We start from the raw sequence: 14,835 nt of genomic DNA, 5'->3' as shown, positions 1-14,835 counted from the left end.
GATCCTTTTTGGGTGAAATATCTCTACGAGATTTGATCTCGGTCAGGCAGGCCAAGATTAATTGCCTATTCTGTGACCCAAAGAGGAGAATCCATTCATGTGCCGTCTCTATGCTATGCACGCCAATGAACCGACCAGGGTCGAATGCAGCCTGGTGAAATCGCAAAACGCGCTGATGCAACAGAGCAAGCGTGACATGCAGGGGTTTGCGCATGGCCACGGTTGGGGGGTCGCGGAATATCCCAACGGAACTCCGATGATTGAAAAACAGGTCTGGGCTGCCTTTCATGGCGAGCATTTCAGCCGAAAGGCAGCGCGAGTCTATGCGCGGACCGTCGTGGCCCATGTTCGGCGTGCCACGGTGGGCGGGACTAGCATCGAAAACACCCACCCGTTCCATCACGGTCGCTGGATTTTTGCCCATAATGGGACGATCCCAAATTTCGACGAGGTCCGTGAAAAGATGCTGGACCATTTTGATCCGCTGCACCGATCCGAGATTGAAGGGACAACGGATAGCGAACACATCTTCCGATACCTCATGGGGCTGTTCCTGCAGCATCCTGAACGCGGTCTATTTGAGACGGCAAGAGCCGGCCTTGAACAGATCATAATGTGGTCGGCAGAAGTTGATCCAGACGCGCGTGTCGGGCTGAATATCATCCTGACAAACGGAGAGCATATGATCGGATCATGCCTGAACAGGTCGCTTTTCTATCTGGTGCGCGATCACACTTACAGCTGTCCCATCTGCGGTCAGCCGCATGTGCATCATGACCCGAAGCGCTCTTATCTTGCGGCAGAAGTCGCATCTGAACCGATCACGCATGGGGACGACTGGTATCAGGTTCCCAATGGGACCGTGTTTCGGGTTGGTGAAGACTATCGCATTGATATGGCACCGTTACGCCTCCGGTCGTAGTATCCATGCTGGCTGGCATGTCCTCGCATCGTGCATCGGGTATAGCGGGCGAAAGCTCAGCACTCCTTTCGCAAGCGGTTAAATTCCCGTTGGTTGGCCAAAGACACCGCAGCGGAGTCCGACGTCCGCTTCGACATGCGGCGCTGCAGAATGAAACCCCTCTCCGCTGCCTCAAAGGCTCCGGATTGCGAAGGTCATTGGTCCGCTAGTTCGACGTTCAAAACCCGCGCAGGGAATGTCCACTTCCCGCCCAACGTGTTAACATCACCGAGACAAGCGCAGAGCGCTATCAATGCCGTTCCTCTTCTTCATCTGTGTATTCGCAGAATTCCAGCAGTTCGGTTGAGGTCAAGGCGCTGAGCAGCCCCACTTTGACCGACAGCAGGAAGATCACTTGATTGCGAAGCTGGTTTCTTCGGCCTCTCAAATAGTTAAGGACAGCACTTATCTGGTTCTTGTTCAGCGTCTTCGCTTGTTTGGAAAGTGCCATCTTAATCTCATGATGAAATCTATTGAGACCGGCGTAAGGCCATCAGTTTTGGATGGGCACAGGACTTGGTGTAAGAATTATAGCGGGATTTCAGAGGGCTATCGGAGCTGATGATCTTTTGTAGATTCTATCATCAGTGCGTTCTGACGCCTTATCGATATTGGTCGAAGAAGTCAGTCTGAAGCGGGCATTGGCGCTTCGCGCAGCGAGCGTCTCCTTGGAGCCCGAAGCAGACATGCTTCGGTGCTGACACTCGCAGATGCAGCAATGTAACTGACCAAAGCCACCAGCTGCACCGCAGCGAGAAAAGCGGATATTGGTCGCGACTGTAGCGAGGTCCGAGGGGCCAATGACCGACTTGCGGGACGAAACCGCCGTTCACTGAAATTTAAATGGCCAGACACTAGTCTGGCCATTCGCTGCAGTTGATGCCGACTTCTTAGCCGGTTATGCGAATTATATTACGCCATTCAATCTCATGGGTCTCCAGAATTTCATTGTATTCTGCGCTGCCTCTTAGCGCATCATATGTCTTTTCTACCGCGTCCATCGACGGGTAGCCCACGACTAGAAGTCTATGCCCCGCTGTGGGTCCTGTCAGAATAGTGCAGTACCGAAATATCATAGCTCCATTTTTCTCGAAGTGAGGTACGGCTGCGCGTAATCTGTCCAATTCGAGCCCTGCCGACTTTACGCGCGTGGCAACGCCATAGGCTGGAACATCGCTGGACGGGTTTTTAAGCCCCACGTCTTCAATGCGAAGGATGTTTCGAAGCGTGACCGAGATAGCAATATCGTGCACAAGGCCCTTATAAGCTTCTGACTTTTCGTAAACGCCAAACGCCCGGTCAATACCATTCATTTCTTCATACGTTTGAAACAGAATGAGCTGACCCGTATGCTCACCTGTCGCCACAATACCATGCCGGGTTGTCACCGCCCCCGCCCCAGTCTTTAGGTCGTTGGCCAGACTTTCCAGGTGTTCGATCGCTTGGCCATATTGCTGTGGCGCACATTTTGCCACGGTTATCATCATGTATTTTGGTGAAGACATGACTTCTTCCTCCCTTGGGTTACGTCGCCTGCTGACGGATGTTTTACCGCTGGATTAACTTTTTTAAGTCTGCCTCAAGGGAAGTTTCTTTTTTGGAATAGGATACAATGCACTGAACTGATTGAAGGGTAGCATATTTTAACCGATCGGTCTTCTGACGTATAACGGCAACTGCAAAGAACGCTATTTGGTCCGACCGCTTTGGGCTCGGAGCGGTCGATATGGATCGGATCGAGCGATGTCTGGTTTGAGATGGCGGACGACTGTCGCCGTTCCTGTAACGCCGAAGCTTCACTCTTTTCAAACGGATGGATCGGAGACGGGACGTTTGGCGGTCTGAAGCCGCCGTGGGGTGACGACGCGTTGAATGATGGCAAAGAGCCCAAAGTTGCCATGTTCATCGGCCAAGTATGTAAGAGTAGAAAACCAATCCTAGACATCCCCCCTCGCAACGCACTGAGCGGCTAGCGCAGCGATGTGTTCGGTTGAGGAGCCACAGCATCCGCCTAGATAGGCAATTCCGAAACTCTCGTTCAGTGCCGAAACGTTTCTGCCAAAATCATCAGGTGCTTCGGTGTCAATTTCTGATAGCCCGTCGAGTTCTTCAGGGGTCTTCGCGGATGTGTTGGCATCTATGCCAAGAATTCGCTCGGCAGCGGTTGCGCTGCGAGCATGGATTGATGAATAGGCTGCGGAGAAAACCGACGTGTGCACGCAATTGACGGCGTAGCTTGAAGGTGAACTTTGAGTTTCTTCGTCTATTGCGTTGATGGCTAGATCGAGTGGCGTGCCGTCCAGGACGCAACCGTCTCGGCGAATTACGAAACTCAGAACGTATGGTAAGCCAGTCGATCCGAGTACTTTGGCAATGCCGCGTGCTTCAGCAACACTCGGTAGCGTCTGTACCTTGAAAAATCGGTGCCCGCCTCGGCGAGCGCGGCAATCTGCGGTGTATGTAGATTGATGGCGGCTATAGTATCCGGAGCTTCCTCCGGCTTGTACCCATCCCCGAACGGCCCGGTCACGCCCGCGATCAAAATCGGCGCAGCGTTAGGCCCATAGCTTGCTCGAAGCGCCTTCATGAAATCACTGCCATCGGCGTTTATCGCTCTTCCGGCGTGAGCTGATCTTGCGATGCGGGATGCACTTGCGTGCCACGTGGGCGTAGCTGCCACCATAGGCTGCCCATATCGCTGACCAATATCGAGATACTCGCGGTGTGTAGCTGCGAGCACTTCCCGTCCTGTCTCGTCGTACAGCATTCCAGCATAGGCGATGGCGGGGTCAAATCCTTCGCTCCCACCACTTCGAAGGCGCTCGTACATAGACCCTTCCCCTAAGATAATCGGAAAGCTGTCAAGGAAAGCGCGTCTCATTATTTGCCCCGAGGTTCAATGTGTACGAATGAACTTTATCCGCATATGGGAATCGACCAATGTCTGCTTTGTCCGCATAGCTGACGTTCGTAAGCCGCGCAGCGGAGGTCCGCTCTGCGCCCAAAATGGCCATCGTCCAAGGTACAGCATCGGCCAAGTTGAGCTTTGAGGCCTACCATCGCTGCCGCAGACGCTAGGGGCCGCCGTGGATGGATGCGGGAAATGTCCCCTCGGTACCCATGTCGTTATTCGCCATGGCGCGCTCAATGCGCGCTCGGCCTTCGGATAGTAGTCTACAACAATGAGGCTTCGTAGCCCAGAGTCTCGCATCTTGCGCTACCGCATACATCTTTCCTACGCTGAAGCCATAAGTTCAACGCGAGGACATTTCATGCTTTTGAAAACTGCCGCACTTCTCACTACGCTCGTCGGCTTTGCTGCGCCAGGCCATGCGCAAAACGTGGGGGAATTGACCCTTAACCTCGCAGGCGAGGAGCAGGTCGTTCCGCTCTGGGACCGACAGAGCGATTGGAGCGGTAGTGAAAACTGGCCGTCGATCAACATCTACGCCCGCGCTTTCAACAACGATGGTGAGGATCCGCTGGTGGTCACGCTGAGCTTCGACGCCCCTGGCGGGAACACCAGCCGCAAGGAGATGGGGCTGTCACGCTATGAGAACGGCGAGACGACGCTCCGGCTCTTTGGTGGTGAAGACGAAGAGGACGGCGCGTTGTCCGTGACTCTAGAAAGCTACGTCTTCGATGGATCCCAGCTCAGCCTTATCGGTAGGGTTCAAGGAATGTTGGGCACTTCGGAGAATTTCGGGCGCGACATCGACCTTTCGGACGCTGTTGAAGTCGAGGGTACCTTTGCGGTGACGTTGGAAAAGCTGGAATGAAACGAGGCTTGATGGTAGTTGCCGTGCCACCGGCAATACGTCCACTCAGGTAGCCAACTGGAAGTGGCACGACCACGTCTCCGGTCAGCGCAATTGACAATTGGTTTTTGGCCGTGGCTCAACTCTGATGTCCAGATTTTGCAGATGTATTCGTAGGGCGTGAGACCGTTGAGCGTCTTGAGAGTTCGGGCGAAGTTGTAAGCTGCCAGGAAGTCGGCGAGGTGTGTGCGCAGCTGATCATGGCTGTCGTAGTGGTAGCGTTTGACGGTCGCCTCCTTGATCGTTCGGTACATTCGCTCGACTTGGCCGTTGGGCCGCGGATGGTTCGGTTTCGTCAGCCGATGCTCGATCCCGTTGGCATCGCAGATCATATCAATGCGCATTGGCCGAGAATAGGTTTTGTTCCGGTTCCGGGGCTGCTCGGCGAACTGGATGCCGTTGTCTGTGAGAATGGTGTGAATTTGGTAAGGTACCGCTTCGAGCATGTGCTGAAGGAACTCCCACGCCGTCTTCCTGTCTGCCTTCTCGACGAGCTGGGTCACGGCGAACTTGCTGGCGCGGTCCATGCCGACAAAGAGATGGAGCTTACCCTCGGCGGTCTGAACCTCGGCGATGTCCCCTCTCGTGCATGTAAACATGCACTGCCGGGCAGTGGATGTGGAAGAATCCGATCGGGTAGCGTTTGAACTGCTGGCGCTTTGGTTTGTCCCCTCGATATCAGGCAAACGGGAGATGCCATGCCGCTGAAGACATCGGTGTAGAGCCGACCGCGTCAGATGCGGGATCGACGGCTGCAAAGCATAGAGGCATCGTGGCGTGAGCCGACCCAGCGTGGCAGGAACTGCTCCAACCATCTGCGCCGTCCTGCCCTTGGTATTTAACATGCTTTGGGCGCTCGACACGGAGTTGTCCCTTGATTGACAAAGCGGATGAAACCTTGCCTGTTGAGCGTGTGCGTTTTTCCGTAAGAACGCACTCCGAGACTTAACCAGACCTACTCCCAGTGACCGGGCGCATTTTCGGATAACTCTGAGGGCGGTCACGCCAAAAAGGGTCAATCATGAAATCTCGCGTTCTTATTCTCGGGGCCGGTTTCGGCGGCATGGAGCTTGCGACTCTTCTGTCCCGGTCTCTAGGCGACGATGCCGACGTAATCATCATCGACCAAAGGGACAGCTTCGTCTTTGGATATTCCAGGATTGATGTGATGTTCGGCAAGACGACGCTGGACGCCGTTCGCCTGCCTTATGCCTCCTTCGCCAAGCCTGGCATACGTCTCGTCAAGGAGACGATCACCGCCATAGACGCAGAGGCAAAGCGCGTGACCACCAATCGCGGCACCTACGAGGCCGACTTCCTGGTGATCGCGCTGGGAGCGGATTACGACATGGCCGCGACGCCCGGCCTTTCCGAGCATGGCAACGAGTTCTATTCCGACGCCGGAGCGGACCGGCTGCGCGATATCATGCCCGATTTTTCGGGCGGACCGGTTATCGTCGGAATCTGCGGGTTTCCCTACAAATGCCCCCCAGGCCCCAGCGAATGCGCTCTTACCCTGCATCACTACCTTACCGAACGCGGTATTCGGGACGCCTGCGACATCACCTTCGTTTCGCCCCTGTCCAGCCCTATGCCCGCCTCCGCAGAGATGGCCAACGAGTTAGTGAATACGTTCGAGGAATACGGGATCCGCCTTTTGCGGCAGAAAACAGTCGTGAGGCTGGAACCAGGGCTGGCGGTGCTGGACGATGGGACCGAACTGCCCTTCGGGCTGTTCCTGGGCGTGCCCAAACATCAGCCGCCGCAGGTGGTGATCGATAGCGGATTGACCGAAGACGGTTGGGTTACCATCGACCTTCCGACGTTGGAGACACGGTTCGCCGACGTCTACGCAATCGGTGACATGGCGGCGACCGGGTTGCCCAAATCGGGCACATTTGCAGAAAGCGCCGCCCAATCCGTGTCGAGTTCCATCCTTGCAAAGCTCGCAGGCGGCGACGTGCAGCGCAATACGGGTCAGGGCACCTGTATCGTCGAATTTGGCGATGGCCGCGTGAGCTATGCCGAACTTGATTTTCTGACGGGCCCAAAACTCGAGGCCGTGTTTCATCCGCCATCTGTCGCGGGGAAGACTTTCAAGAACGGCTTCGACGAGACGCGCCGTACCCGCTGGTTCAACGCCTGAATTGAACGAAGGCAGATGACATGCCTCACGAACGGTTCATTTTTGGCAAATGTCACGCCCAGAGATCGGGCGATGCGTTGAATGTTGGGAGCTTAAGGTCGGCAGCTGCTCGTTGCTTGGAATCTTCAACCGTTGTGCAGGTGCCCACGCCAACGACCGGAACGGCTGCATTGGCCGCGGCTTGATCATTCAATCGCCGAGAATACTGCGCTATCTATGATCGGCCGCACTCCGAAAGCCGCAATGCGAAATCGGAAGACCGCTTAAAGTTCCGCTATGGGCCGCTTGCGACTGACCGTCAGTCAGGTCGGCTCAGCGGGACTTTCCAGACCTTCACTCGAATCTGCCCAATCGGCGCTTTCGGCCCAGACCGGACTTTGGTGCCGAGCGCAGCTAACGTCCGCTCCGAGCCCAAGGTGCCCCCCTAGGTGGCCGCGAGGCTGAACTGGTCGCCCCCAACGGAGGAGGAAGCGAGGGGTGTACCATCCTTCTTGCGTGCCTTTCGGTAGGCACCCTCCAGCTTCCGCCCGTGCGCCCTTTTCAGGTCCACCAGCGGCAATGTACGGAGAGAGCCGAGCGCCGCCTCCACGCGCCCGCATACGCGATCAAGCTGGTTCGCCTTGTAGCGGCCCCTAGACCCATCGACTCGACGCTTCCGATACATCTCTTTCGCATCCTGCAGGGTCACCGTAGGCTCCTCTGCGCCGGGGGTCATCAAGGCCCTGATCAAGACCGGGTCGGCACCCCGGCGCTGGAGGTCATCCCCCAAGACCGCTTGCCGATCATCTTCACTCAGGTCGCCAACTATGGCGTCTTTCATGGCAGCGACCTCGGCAACGGCGTCACGCCAATGCTCAAGGGGAGAGAGCGCGCCTTGCCCCGCCGCCCTGCGCTTGGCCTTCGCCTCGATCTTTTCGTATTCGGTTAGGAGGGCTTCCTGCTCCGTGGCCAGCGCAGCACCCTCTCGCGCCTTCATGGGAACCTGAAAGACTTCTTCGCCCAAGACCCCAGCAACAGCTTTCGAGAACCGACGCCGGAATCGCTTACGGCCCCCCGGTAGATCGTCAACGTATTTGAGCTTCATCATCACCACCATCGCAAGTGTCCCATATGTGTCCCAAGTTGTGTCTCGAGATGGATGCGAAGTGCCTGATATCCTTGAAAAACAGAGCCTTCAAGTGACCTTTATGGTGCCCCCACACGGGCCATTCATGACTTCTGAGCGACCCAGAAGGCACTGTTTTTCAAAGGATAATCAGACCAGCATTTGCGCTGTGTGTCCCGAAATGCGCCTATTTTGTGTCTCAAAGAACTTCAAAAGTCCATAGCATGATGTGCGCTATGACCTACAGTCGGAAATCGGACCGGGCTAAATCGGAGACTTACCCACTATGGCAAATATCGAACCGGGGTCATGGTTGTTCGACCTGATAGAAGTCTACAACGAGTTGGGTGGAGAAGCGCCATATGAAAAAGTTTACCCACTCGCGCAGGAAAAGCGCCAAAAAGCGGGTGCAAGTTGGACTAAGCAGTCTCCAGCCACAATACGAAGAACAGTAGAAGACAACGCCGAAAGCTCAAAAAACTACAGAGGACGGGCGGTGTTTTATTCGGTAAATGGGCACGGAAAAGGCGTATGGGGCTTACTACCAGACTACCGCAAAGAGGCTTATCCTGTAGACATGCGCTCCCCGGCATATGCAGCCGGGATTGAGGGCATCCTTCAAGAGCAGCATTACCTCAGGCGTAGCAGGGACCCTAAGCTTGTCGAACAACGAAAGGTTATTGACGACTACACATGTCAGACCTGCGGATTTAGGCTGCAGTGGGAACGGGATAAATACCTGATTGAGGTCCACCACCTTAGTCCGCTGGGCAATCTGCATGATGTTACCGTGACAAGTACGGAAGACCTAATCTGCCTTTGCCCAACCTGCCATCGCATTGCTCACACTAGGTAAGACAAGCCGCTAACACCTAGCGAGATTGCCAACAGACGGAAGTCCATCCAGATTTGCAGTTGAGCTTGCTGTCGGCTTCTCGTTTCATTTCAGCGTAAAAACTTGACTGCTAGAGATGTATATCCAGGCCCCACGCTTCCCACCGTGGGGCATATTCGGCTCAAGATCCATTGATTTGGTTGCGACTCCCGACAATGCTTGGTTCAAGCTCCCGAATTTCGGGGCACGACATGAGCGACTTGTACTGGCTGAGCAACGCTCAGATGGCACGGCTTCGTCCGCACTGTCCGAAGAGCCATGGAGTGCAGCGCTTTGATGACCAGCGGATGTCGAGCGGGATTATCTTCATCAGTCCCAACTACTTTTCGTCAAGATCGCCCGCGTGTGGGAAACGATAGGTCTGCCCATCGCGACCAAGCGGCGCACGTTGACGGAACTGCATCTGTACAATCACTCGTCCGTCGTCTGCGTCCCAGCCGGTCAGGACGGGGAGTCTGCGCGTGGTTACGGCATCAAAGACGGCATCCTGGCCCATGATGAAGCAGCATTCATTCCCGATAAGGTCTTTGCGGCGAACCGCAGCGCATGGCGCGCTCGGTCAACATAGGAGTAAGACTAATGGACATGCAGACAATCAAGGCTGCGCTGAGTGACCTCGAGGAAACCCTCGACCTGACTTCGGTGATCATCTGCCTCGCTGACACGACAGAAATCCGCCTCGCGAAATGCGCAGAAACCGGCGAACGGTTCTGGTCCTTCCCGATCAACGTCTAGAATCCCATGCGCGGGCGATCTTCGGGTCGCCCGTTGCAGAATACCAGAATGTTGCAGATTTGTTGCAGAGACGCGTTAGAAGGATCATCAGATCAACCACTAACCCGTTGTTTTTAAATGGTGCCCCCACACGGACTCGAACCGCGGACCTACTGATTACAAATCAGTTGCTCTACCAGCTGAGCTATAGGGGCACTGGGGCATCATCTAGCGACGTCTGCCCGGGCGAGCAAGAGGACTGCGAGAAGTCCGACGGCCGTAATTACGAGTGCTGCAGGCGCGGCTTGGGAGAGACGCTCCAGCGAGGCCTGATCGTGGACCCGGGTCGCCAGCGTGTCAAAGCCAAAAGGACGAAGAAGCAATGTCGCAGGAAGCTCCTTCACCGCATCAACGAAGACGAGCAACAAGGCCATCGCCACGGACCCTCGCATCAGGGGAAGGTGAATGCGACGCAGAACCGCGCTCGGCCCCTGCCCCAAGGATCGCGCCGCCATGGGCAGCGACGGCGGAATCCGGGTCAACGCAGCGTCTGCCGCCCCCTGCCCGATCGCGAAAAACCGCACGACGTATGCGAAGACAAGCGCAGACATGGAACCTGTCAGGATCAACCCCGGATCCCATCCCGTGACCCCGACCACCATGTCCGCCACCCGATTGTCGAGCGCCGCAAGCGGGATCAGAACACCAAGACCCAGCACAGCGCCGGGGGCCGCGTACCCGATCGTCGTCACTGGCAACAACAGGCGCGGCAACGCCCGACCCGTCATGCGCACGCCATAGGTCATGAAAAGTGCGAGAGCCACGGTCACCACCGCCGCGATCCCGGCAACCGTCACGGTATTGACGAGCGCACCGAACAATCCCGGCGCAACCCATCCCCCGGAGGCAAAGATCGCATGCCAGCCCATCACGCCGACGGGAAAGACGAAGCCCAGCAAGATCGGCACCGCACAGGCCAAGGCCATGGCCCAACCTGCCCCGGAGGAGACCACGCTGCGGCTCACGGGGCGCTGTGATCGCGCCGCCTGCCAGAATCGCCGCCGTGCGCGGGAGCGCCGCTCCAGTAAAACAAGCGATGCAATAACCAGCAGGATCACGCACGCGATCTGAGCCGCGCCCCCTGCGTTGCCACCCGAGAGCCAGACGGAGAAAATTCCCGTCGTAAGCGTTTGCACCCCGAAGAAATCGACGACACCGAAATCGTTGACGCTCTCCATCATCACCACGGCCACGCCCGCCGCAATGGCCGGACGAGCGAGAGGCAAGCCGACGGAGGCGAAACGGCGAAACGGTCCGGCCCCCAAGGCGCGGGCGACCTCGTAACCAGCCCCCGACTGTTCGGCAAAGGCGGCGCGCGCCAGCAGGTAAACATAAGGATAGAGTGAAAGGCCGATCACAAGGATCGCGAAGGGCATGGAGCGGATGTCAGGGAAGGCATAATCAGCGGCGCTCTGCCATCCGAAGCTTGCGCGCAGAGCCACCTGAACCGGCCCCGCGTATTCGAGGAAATCGACCAGCGCATAGGCCCCGACATAGGCCGGAATCGCCAGCGGCATAAGCAACATCCAAGATAGGACTTTACGCCCTGGAAAATCGTGCATCGAAACCAGCCAGGCCGTCCCCGTACCCACAATGGCGGCGAACACGCCCACCCCGCCCATCAGAATGAGCGTATTTCCAAGGTACCGCGGCAGCACTGTCGAAAGCAGGTGGGGCCAAATGTTTTCGGTTGGAAAAAACGCCATCCAGATCACCGCAACAATCGGCACCATCACCAGCGTCGCAATCAACACCGCACCCAACGACCAGAGGTCGGGGTGCCAGAGTGCCGGTGTCTGAGTATTTCCGTCGGACATGGCCCTGGCGCTACGGCATTGGCGTTTGCCTGTCCAGCGGGCCACGGCTAAGTTGCGTCAAAAGAACCGAGGGGCCGGGCTGGTGCAGATCGCTATTCATCTGGGTGCACACTGCACCGACGAAGACCTTATCCTCAAGACACTGTCCGAAAACGGTGCCCTTTTATTGCAGCATTCGGTCGCTATCCCCGCCGCTGGCAAGGCCCGACCGGCCATTCGCAAGGCCCTCCAAGGCGGCGGAAACCTGGTGCCCGGAATGGGCAATCCACTGATGCAGGAACTGCTCGAAGAAACGGAGGCCGATCGCCTCATCCTCAGCTACGAGGGCTTCCTCGGTGTCTATGCCAAGGTCCTCAGCGGGCGCTCGATCTACTCGGACGCCGCCAAGCGGACGCAGATGTTGCGCGATATCTTTCTTGGGCAAGATGTCAGCTTCCATCTCGCCATGCGCAACCCGGCGACGTTCGTACCGGCATTGTTCGAAGCCTCCTCCGCCACCGATTTTAACGCATTTCTGTCGGGCCACGACCTTTCGCAGATCACCTGGTCCGAACCGATCACCCAGATCCGCGCGGCATGTCCGGATGTCCCGCTGACGATCTGGTGCAATGAAGATCTGCCGCTGATCTGGCCGGACGTGCTGCACGGCGTGGCGGGTATCGATGCAAAAATGAAAGGCGAGGATGCGATCCTGCGTCAGATCATGACGCCCGCAGGGTTTCGTCGATTTGAAAACTACATTCGCGACAATCCGACGCCCGATCAGTCAACCTGGCGCAAGGTCGTCACCGCATTCCTCGGCAAATACGCGGACGAGGCTGCGGTTGCGCCCGATATCGCCCTGCCTGGTTGGTCAGAGGAGATGATAGCAGGCCTGTCCGATCTGTATGAAAGGGACGTCGCCCGCCTCAGGTCGATGGACGATCTGACGTTCATCGTGCCCTGACCCCGTGGGGGATCAGGGCAACTGGCGTCAGCTCATGCCAAGCGCTTCCTTGTACATGTCCATGATCGCCTCTTCCTCGGCGACGTCGTCGGCTTCGCGTTTGCGCAGCGCGATAATCTTGCGCATCACCTTGGTGTCGTAGCCGCGCCCCTTGGCCTCGGCCATGACCTCCTTCACCTGCTCAGCGATGTCTTTCTTTTCCTGCTCCAGACGTTCCACGCGTTCGATGAACTGCCGCAGTTCGTCAGCGGTCACGCGGTAGGTGTCTGCGGGGCCGTCATCGACGACTTTAAGATCTGCCATTTTTCCCTGCTCCTCTTGTCGGCTTGCCCGTCCTTCGCTACCGCCGGGGACGACGCGATGCAATCCGGAGGGACGCGACATGGCAGCTTTGATCTGGGTCGGTGCGGCACTGACCGCCGTGGGCCTGACCGGCCTGATAATCTGCATAATCGTGGCCGCCCGTGCGCGCGCCTCGGGCCTTGAGGGTGTCGAGATGGAGACCCGCTTGCGCAAACTCGTCGCGCTGAACCTAGGTGCTTTGGCGGTTTCCGCCTTGGGCCTGATGTGCGTTGTCATTGGCGTTCTACTGGGTTGAACGCTATTCGACACACCCGGTCGATGATCGGCAAATAATCGCCTAACACATTGATTTGAGTGGATACAAAAAAACTCCCGCGCTTAAGCCGACCATGAAGTTCGTCAAGAGCCAAAAGTCCGTATGAAGCGCGCCCAATTGTCACTTTCGGTCCAGTCTCTTCCGCCTAATTAAAATGCACCGGCTAACTAAGCCGGGTAAATTCTTGAGGAGAGACTTCATGTTCCGCAGAACCTTCATCGCCCTTGCGACCACCACCGCTCTGGCCGGCACCGCTTTCGCCGATGGTCACAGCAAGGACATCGTTGATACCGCTGCCGATGCTGGCAGCTTTACGACCCTGTTGGCCGCCGCCGAAGCCGCCGGTTTGGTCGAAACGCTGAAGGGCGAAGGCCCGCTCACCGTGTTCGCACCCACCGACGAGGCCTTTGCCGCGCTGCCCGAAGGCACGGTTGAAACCCTGCTGATGCCCGAGAATAAAGATCAGCTGGTCGACATCCTGACTTATCACGTCGTCGCCGGTGCCGTCATGTCGGGCGATCTGTCCGACGGCATGGAAGCGACCGCTGTGAACGAAGGTACGCTGACGATCGGGACCGAAGGTGGCGTCACGGTCAATGGCGCGAACGTCGTAACGGCCGACATCGAAGCGTCAAACGGTGTCATTCATGTCATCGACGCGGTTCTGCTGCCCGCGAGCTGATCGCGACCAGCAGACCAACGAAAAGGGGGCCAGAAGGCCCCCTTTTTTGTGTGGAAGGGCCGTTCACTCCCGCAGCTGCAGTCCGAGCGCGATCAGTTCCGGCACCAGCGCGCCATAGGCCCGCCCCTGTTTCGGGTTCGACGCATTTCCCGCCGCCGCCCGCGCACCGACACCGGCCAGAATTGCCCCGAGGCGATAGGCCGAAAGCACCATCCATGCCGACCAATCCGTAACCGCAACGCCACAGCCCGCGGACCAACGCGCGACGTAGTCCTCCTCCGACGGAAGGCATGCCGCCGCACGGTCGATTCCGCCCAAGCCCCGCAGCGGCCCGTCATGCGGCAGATGCCACTGCATGCATTGATACGCCACGTCGGCCAAGGGGTGGCCCAACGTCGACAACTCCCAGTCCAGTAGCCCGATCACCCGCGGCTCGGTCGGATGGAACATCATATTATCCAATCGAAAATCCCCATGCACCAAGGCGGGGGGCGCGGGCGCGACGTCCTGCGCCGCGAGCCAGGCCCCGATCTCGACCATCCCAGGGTCGGGCGTGGCGACGCTGGCCAGGTATTGCCGGGTCCAGAGCGCGGTCTGCCGCTCAAAATACCCCTCGGGCCGTCCGAAAGTCTCCAGCCCGATGGCCATCGGATCGACTGCCGCAAGGGTCGCCAACACGTCGTTCATTGCGTCGTAGATAGCGGCACGATCCGCGATGTCGGGCAACGCCGGGTCCCAGAATACACGGCCTGCAAGATGCTCCATGACATAAAAATCACGTCCCAAAGGGGTGTCTTCGTCGGCTAGCAGTATCATCCGCGGTACCGGCACACCGGTTTCGGCCAGCGCCGCCATGACCCGGAACTCCCGGTCCACCATGTGCGCCTTCGGCAGCAGCTTGCCGGGCGGTTTCGCGCGCAGGACCAACGCCCCCTGATCAGTCTCCAGCGCCCATGTCGGGTTCGACTGCCCCGTGCCGAAACGGTGCGCGCCGGTGATCTTGGGAGCACCCGGCAAGTGCGCGGTCAACCAATCGGCAAGCTCGGGGGGCAATCCATCCATTCGCGCAGGG

The 14,835-nt window shown here is 57.7% G+C and carries 16 protein-coding genes, 1 tRNA gene and 3 pseudogenes; 9 read left to right on the top strand and 11 right to left on the bottom strand.

The window, feature by feature from the left end:
- Window positions 1-97: 97 nt before the first annotated feature.
- A complete protein-coding gene (locus tag BLV27_RS10740) occupies window positions 98-922 on the top strand; it encodes a class II glutamine amidotransferase (protein ID WP_092645770.1) in 825 nt (274 codons plus the stop codon).
- 289 nt (window positions 923-1,211) lie between these two features.
- Here BLV27_RS10740 and BLV27_RS19555 read toward each other — a convergent pair whose 3' ends face one another.
- The 4 genes and pseudogenes from BLV27_RS19555 to BLV27_RS10720 form a co-directional block, all read right to left on the bottom strand.
- On the bottom strand, window positions 1,212-1,412 hold the full coding sequence (locus BLV27_RS19555) for a hypothetical protein (RefSeq protein WP_211605503.1): 201 nt from the start codon (window positions 1,410-1,412) through the stop codon (window positions 1,212-1,214).
- A gap of 439 nt (window positions 1,413-1,851) precedes the next feature.
- Window positions 1,852-2,466, bottom strand: coding sequence for a DUF6854 domain-containing protein (locus BLV27_RS10730; RefSeq protein ID WP_092645768.1), 615 nt, complete (start codon window positions 2,464-2,466; stop codon window positions 1,852-1,854).
- A gap of 432 nt (window positions 2,467-2,898) precedes the next feature.
- A pseudogene (locus tag BLV27_RS20210) lies at window positions 2,899-3,369 on the bottom strand (homocysteine S-methyltransferase family protein); the annotation flags it as partial.
- Complete coding sequence (locus BLV27_RS10720; protein ID WP_425283655.1) at window positions 3,294-3,728, bottom strand: homocysteine S-methyltransferase family protein; 435 nt, start codon at window positions 3,726-3,728, stop codon at window positions 3,294-3,296. The gene BLV27_RS10720 and the pseudogene BLV27_RS20210, both read right to left, overlap by 76 nt.
- Window positions 3,729-4,233: 505 nt before the next feature.
- Between BLV27_RS10720 and BLV27_RS19085 the strand changes: the two genes are divergently transcribed.
- Window positions 4,234-4,740, top strand: coding sequence for a hypothetical protein (locus BLV27_RS19085; RefSeq protein WP_139176603.1), 507 nt, complete (start codon window positions 4,234-4,236; stop codon window positions 4,738-4,740).
- 122 nt (window positions 4,741-4,862) lie between these two features.
- Here BLV27_RS19085 and BLV27_RS10715 read toward each other — a convergent pair.
- Window positions 4,863-5,549, bottom strand: a pseudogene (locus BLV27_RS10715) (integrase core domain-containing protein); the annotation flags it as partial.
- Window positions 5,550-5,800: 251 nt separating this feature from the next.
- Between BLV27_RS10715 and BLV27_RS10710 the strand changes: the two are divergent.
- On the top strand, window positions 5,801-6,925 hold the full coding sequence (locus BLV27_RS10710; protein ID WP_092645762.1) for an NAD(P)/FAD-dependent oxidoreductase: 1,125 nt from the start codon (window positions 5,801-5,803) through the stop codon (window positions 6,923-6,925).
- A 424-nt stretch (window positions 6,926-7,349) separates the two neighbouring features.
- Here the strand turns inward: BLV27_RS10710 and BLV27_RS10705 are convergent, their stop codons facing one another.
- A complete protein-coding gene (locus BLV27_RS10705) occupies window positions 7,350-8,009 on the bottom strand; it encodes a hypothetical protein (RefSeq protein ID WP_170831427.1) in 660 nt (219 codons plus the stop codon).
- 307 nt (window positions 8,010-8,316) lie between these two features.
- On the opposite strand from BLV27_RS10705, the gene BLV27_RS10700 reads away from it, so the two are divergent.
- The gene (locus BLV27_RS10700; RefSeq protein ID WP_092645758.1) at window positions 8,317-8,886 is read left to right on the top strand and encodes an HNH endonuclease; all 570 of its coding nucleotides are present in this window, start codon (window positions 8,317-8,319) and stop codon (window positions 8,884-8,886) included.
- 230 nt (window positions 8,887-9,116) lie between these two features.
- Window positions 9,117-9,245 (top strand): annotated as a pseudogene (locus BLV27_RS19745) (IS5/IS1182 family transposase); the annotation flags it as partial.
- On the opposite strand, the gene BLV27_RS19350 reads toward BLV27_RS19745, so the two are convergent.
- The gene (locus tag BLV27_RS19350; protein ID WP_170831426.1) at window positions 9,245-9,421 is read right to left on the bottom strand and encodes a hypothetical protein; all 177 of its coding nucleotides are present in this window, start codon (window positions 9,419-9,421) and stop codon (window positions 9,245-9,247) included. The pseudogene BLV27_RS19745 and the gene BLV27_RS19350 overlap by 1 nt on opposite strands.
- Window positions 9,422-9,504: 83 nt before the next feature.
- Here BLV27_RS19350 and BLV27_RS19345 point away from each other — a divergent pair, with 83 nt between their 5' ends.
- Complete coding sequence (locus tag BLV27_RS19345; RefSeq protein WP_170831425.1) at window positions 9,505-9,660, top strand: hypothetical protein; 156 nt, start codon at window positions 9,505-9,507, stop codon at window positions 9,658-9,660.
- A gap of 118 nt (window positions 9,661-9,778) precedes the next feature.
- Here the strand turns inward: BLV27_RS19345 and BLV27_RS10695 are convergent.
- Window positions 9,779-9,854, bottom strand: a tRNA-Thr gene (locus tag BLV27_RS10695).
- A 9-nt stretch (window positions 9,855-9,863) separates the two neighbouring features.
- Window positions 9,864-11,516, bottom strand: coding sequence for an ABC transporter permease (locus BLV27_RS10690; protein ID WP_092645756.1), 1,653 nt, complete (start codon window positions 11,514-11,516; stop codon window positions 9,864-9,866).
- 82 nt (window positions 11,517-11,598) lie between these two features.
- On the opposite strand from BLV27_RS10690, the gene BLV27_RS10685 reads away from it, so the two are divergent.
- Window positions 11,599-12,462 carry a hypothetical protein gene (locus BLV27_RS10685; RefSeq protein ID WP_139176601.1) on the top strand — a complete coding sequence of 288 codons (864 nt, stop codon included), beginning with the start codon at window positions 11,599-11,601 and terminating at the stop codon, window positions 12,460-12,462.
- A 27-nt stretch (window positions 12,463-12,489) separates the two neighbouring features.
- Here the strand turns inward: BLV27_RS10685 and BLV27_RS10680 are convergent, their stop codons facing one another.
- Entirely contained in the window at window positions 12,490-12,765 is a 276-nt protein-coding gene (locus tag BLV27_RS10680; RefSeq protein WP_092645752.1) for a DUF2312 domain-containing protein, read from the bottom strand.
- 79 nt (window positions 12,766-12,844) lie between these two features.
- Here BLV27_RS10680 and BLV27_RS10675 point away from each other — a divergent pair, with 79 nt between their 5' ends.
- Together BLV27_RS10675 and BLV27_RS10670 are read left to right on the top strand one after the other, a co-directional pair.
- On the top strand, window positions 12,845-13,060 hold the full coding sequence (locus tag BLV27_RS10675; protein WP_092645750.1) for a hypothetical protein: 216 nt from the start codon (window positions 12,845-12,847) through the stop codon (window positions 13,058-13,060).
- 220 nt (window positions 13,061-13,280) lie between these two features.
- Entirely contained in the window at window positions 13,281-13,763 is a 483-nt protein-coding gene (locus BLV27_RS10670; protein ID WP_092645748.1) for a fasciclin domain-containing protein, read from the top strand.
- A 63-nt stretch (window positions 13,764-13,826) separates the two neighbouring features.
- On the opposite strand, the gene BLV27_RS10665 is transcribed toward BLV27_RS10670, so the two are convergent.
- Window positions 13,827-14,825 (bottom strand): phosphotransferase family protein, encoded by a 999-nt coding sequence (locus BLV27_RS10665; protein WP_092645746.1) that lies wholly within the window; start codon window positions 14,823-14,825, stop codon window positions 13,827-13,829.
- Window positions 14,826-14,835 lie beyond the last annotated feature (10 nt).

This window comes from Jannaschia faecimaris, assembly GCF_900107415.1.
Taxonomy (GTDB): domain Bacteria; phylum Pseudomonadota; class Alphaproteobacteria; order Rhodobacterales; family Rhodobacteraceae; genus Jannaschia; species Jannaschia faecimaris.
The sequence above is the reverse complement of the archived record's forward strand: the minus strand, read 5'-3'. Positions and strand labels throughout refer to the sequence as shown.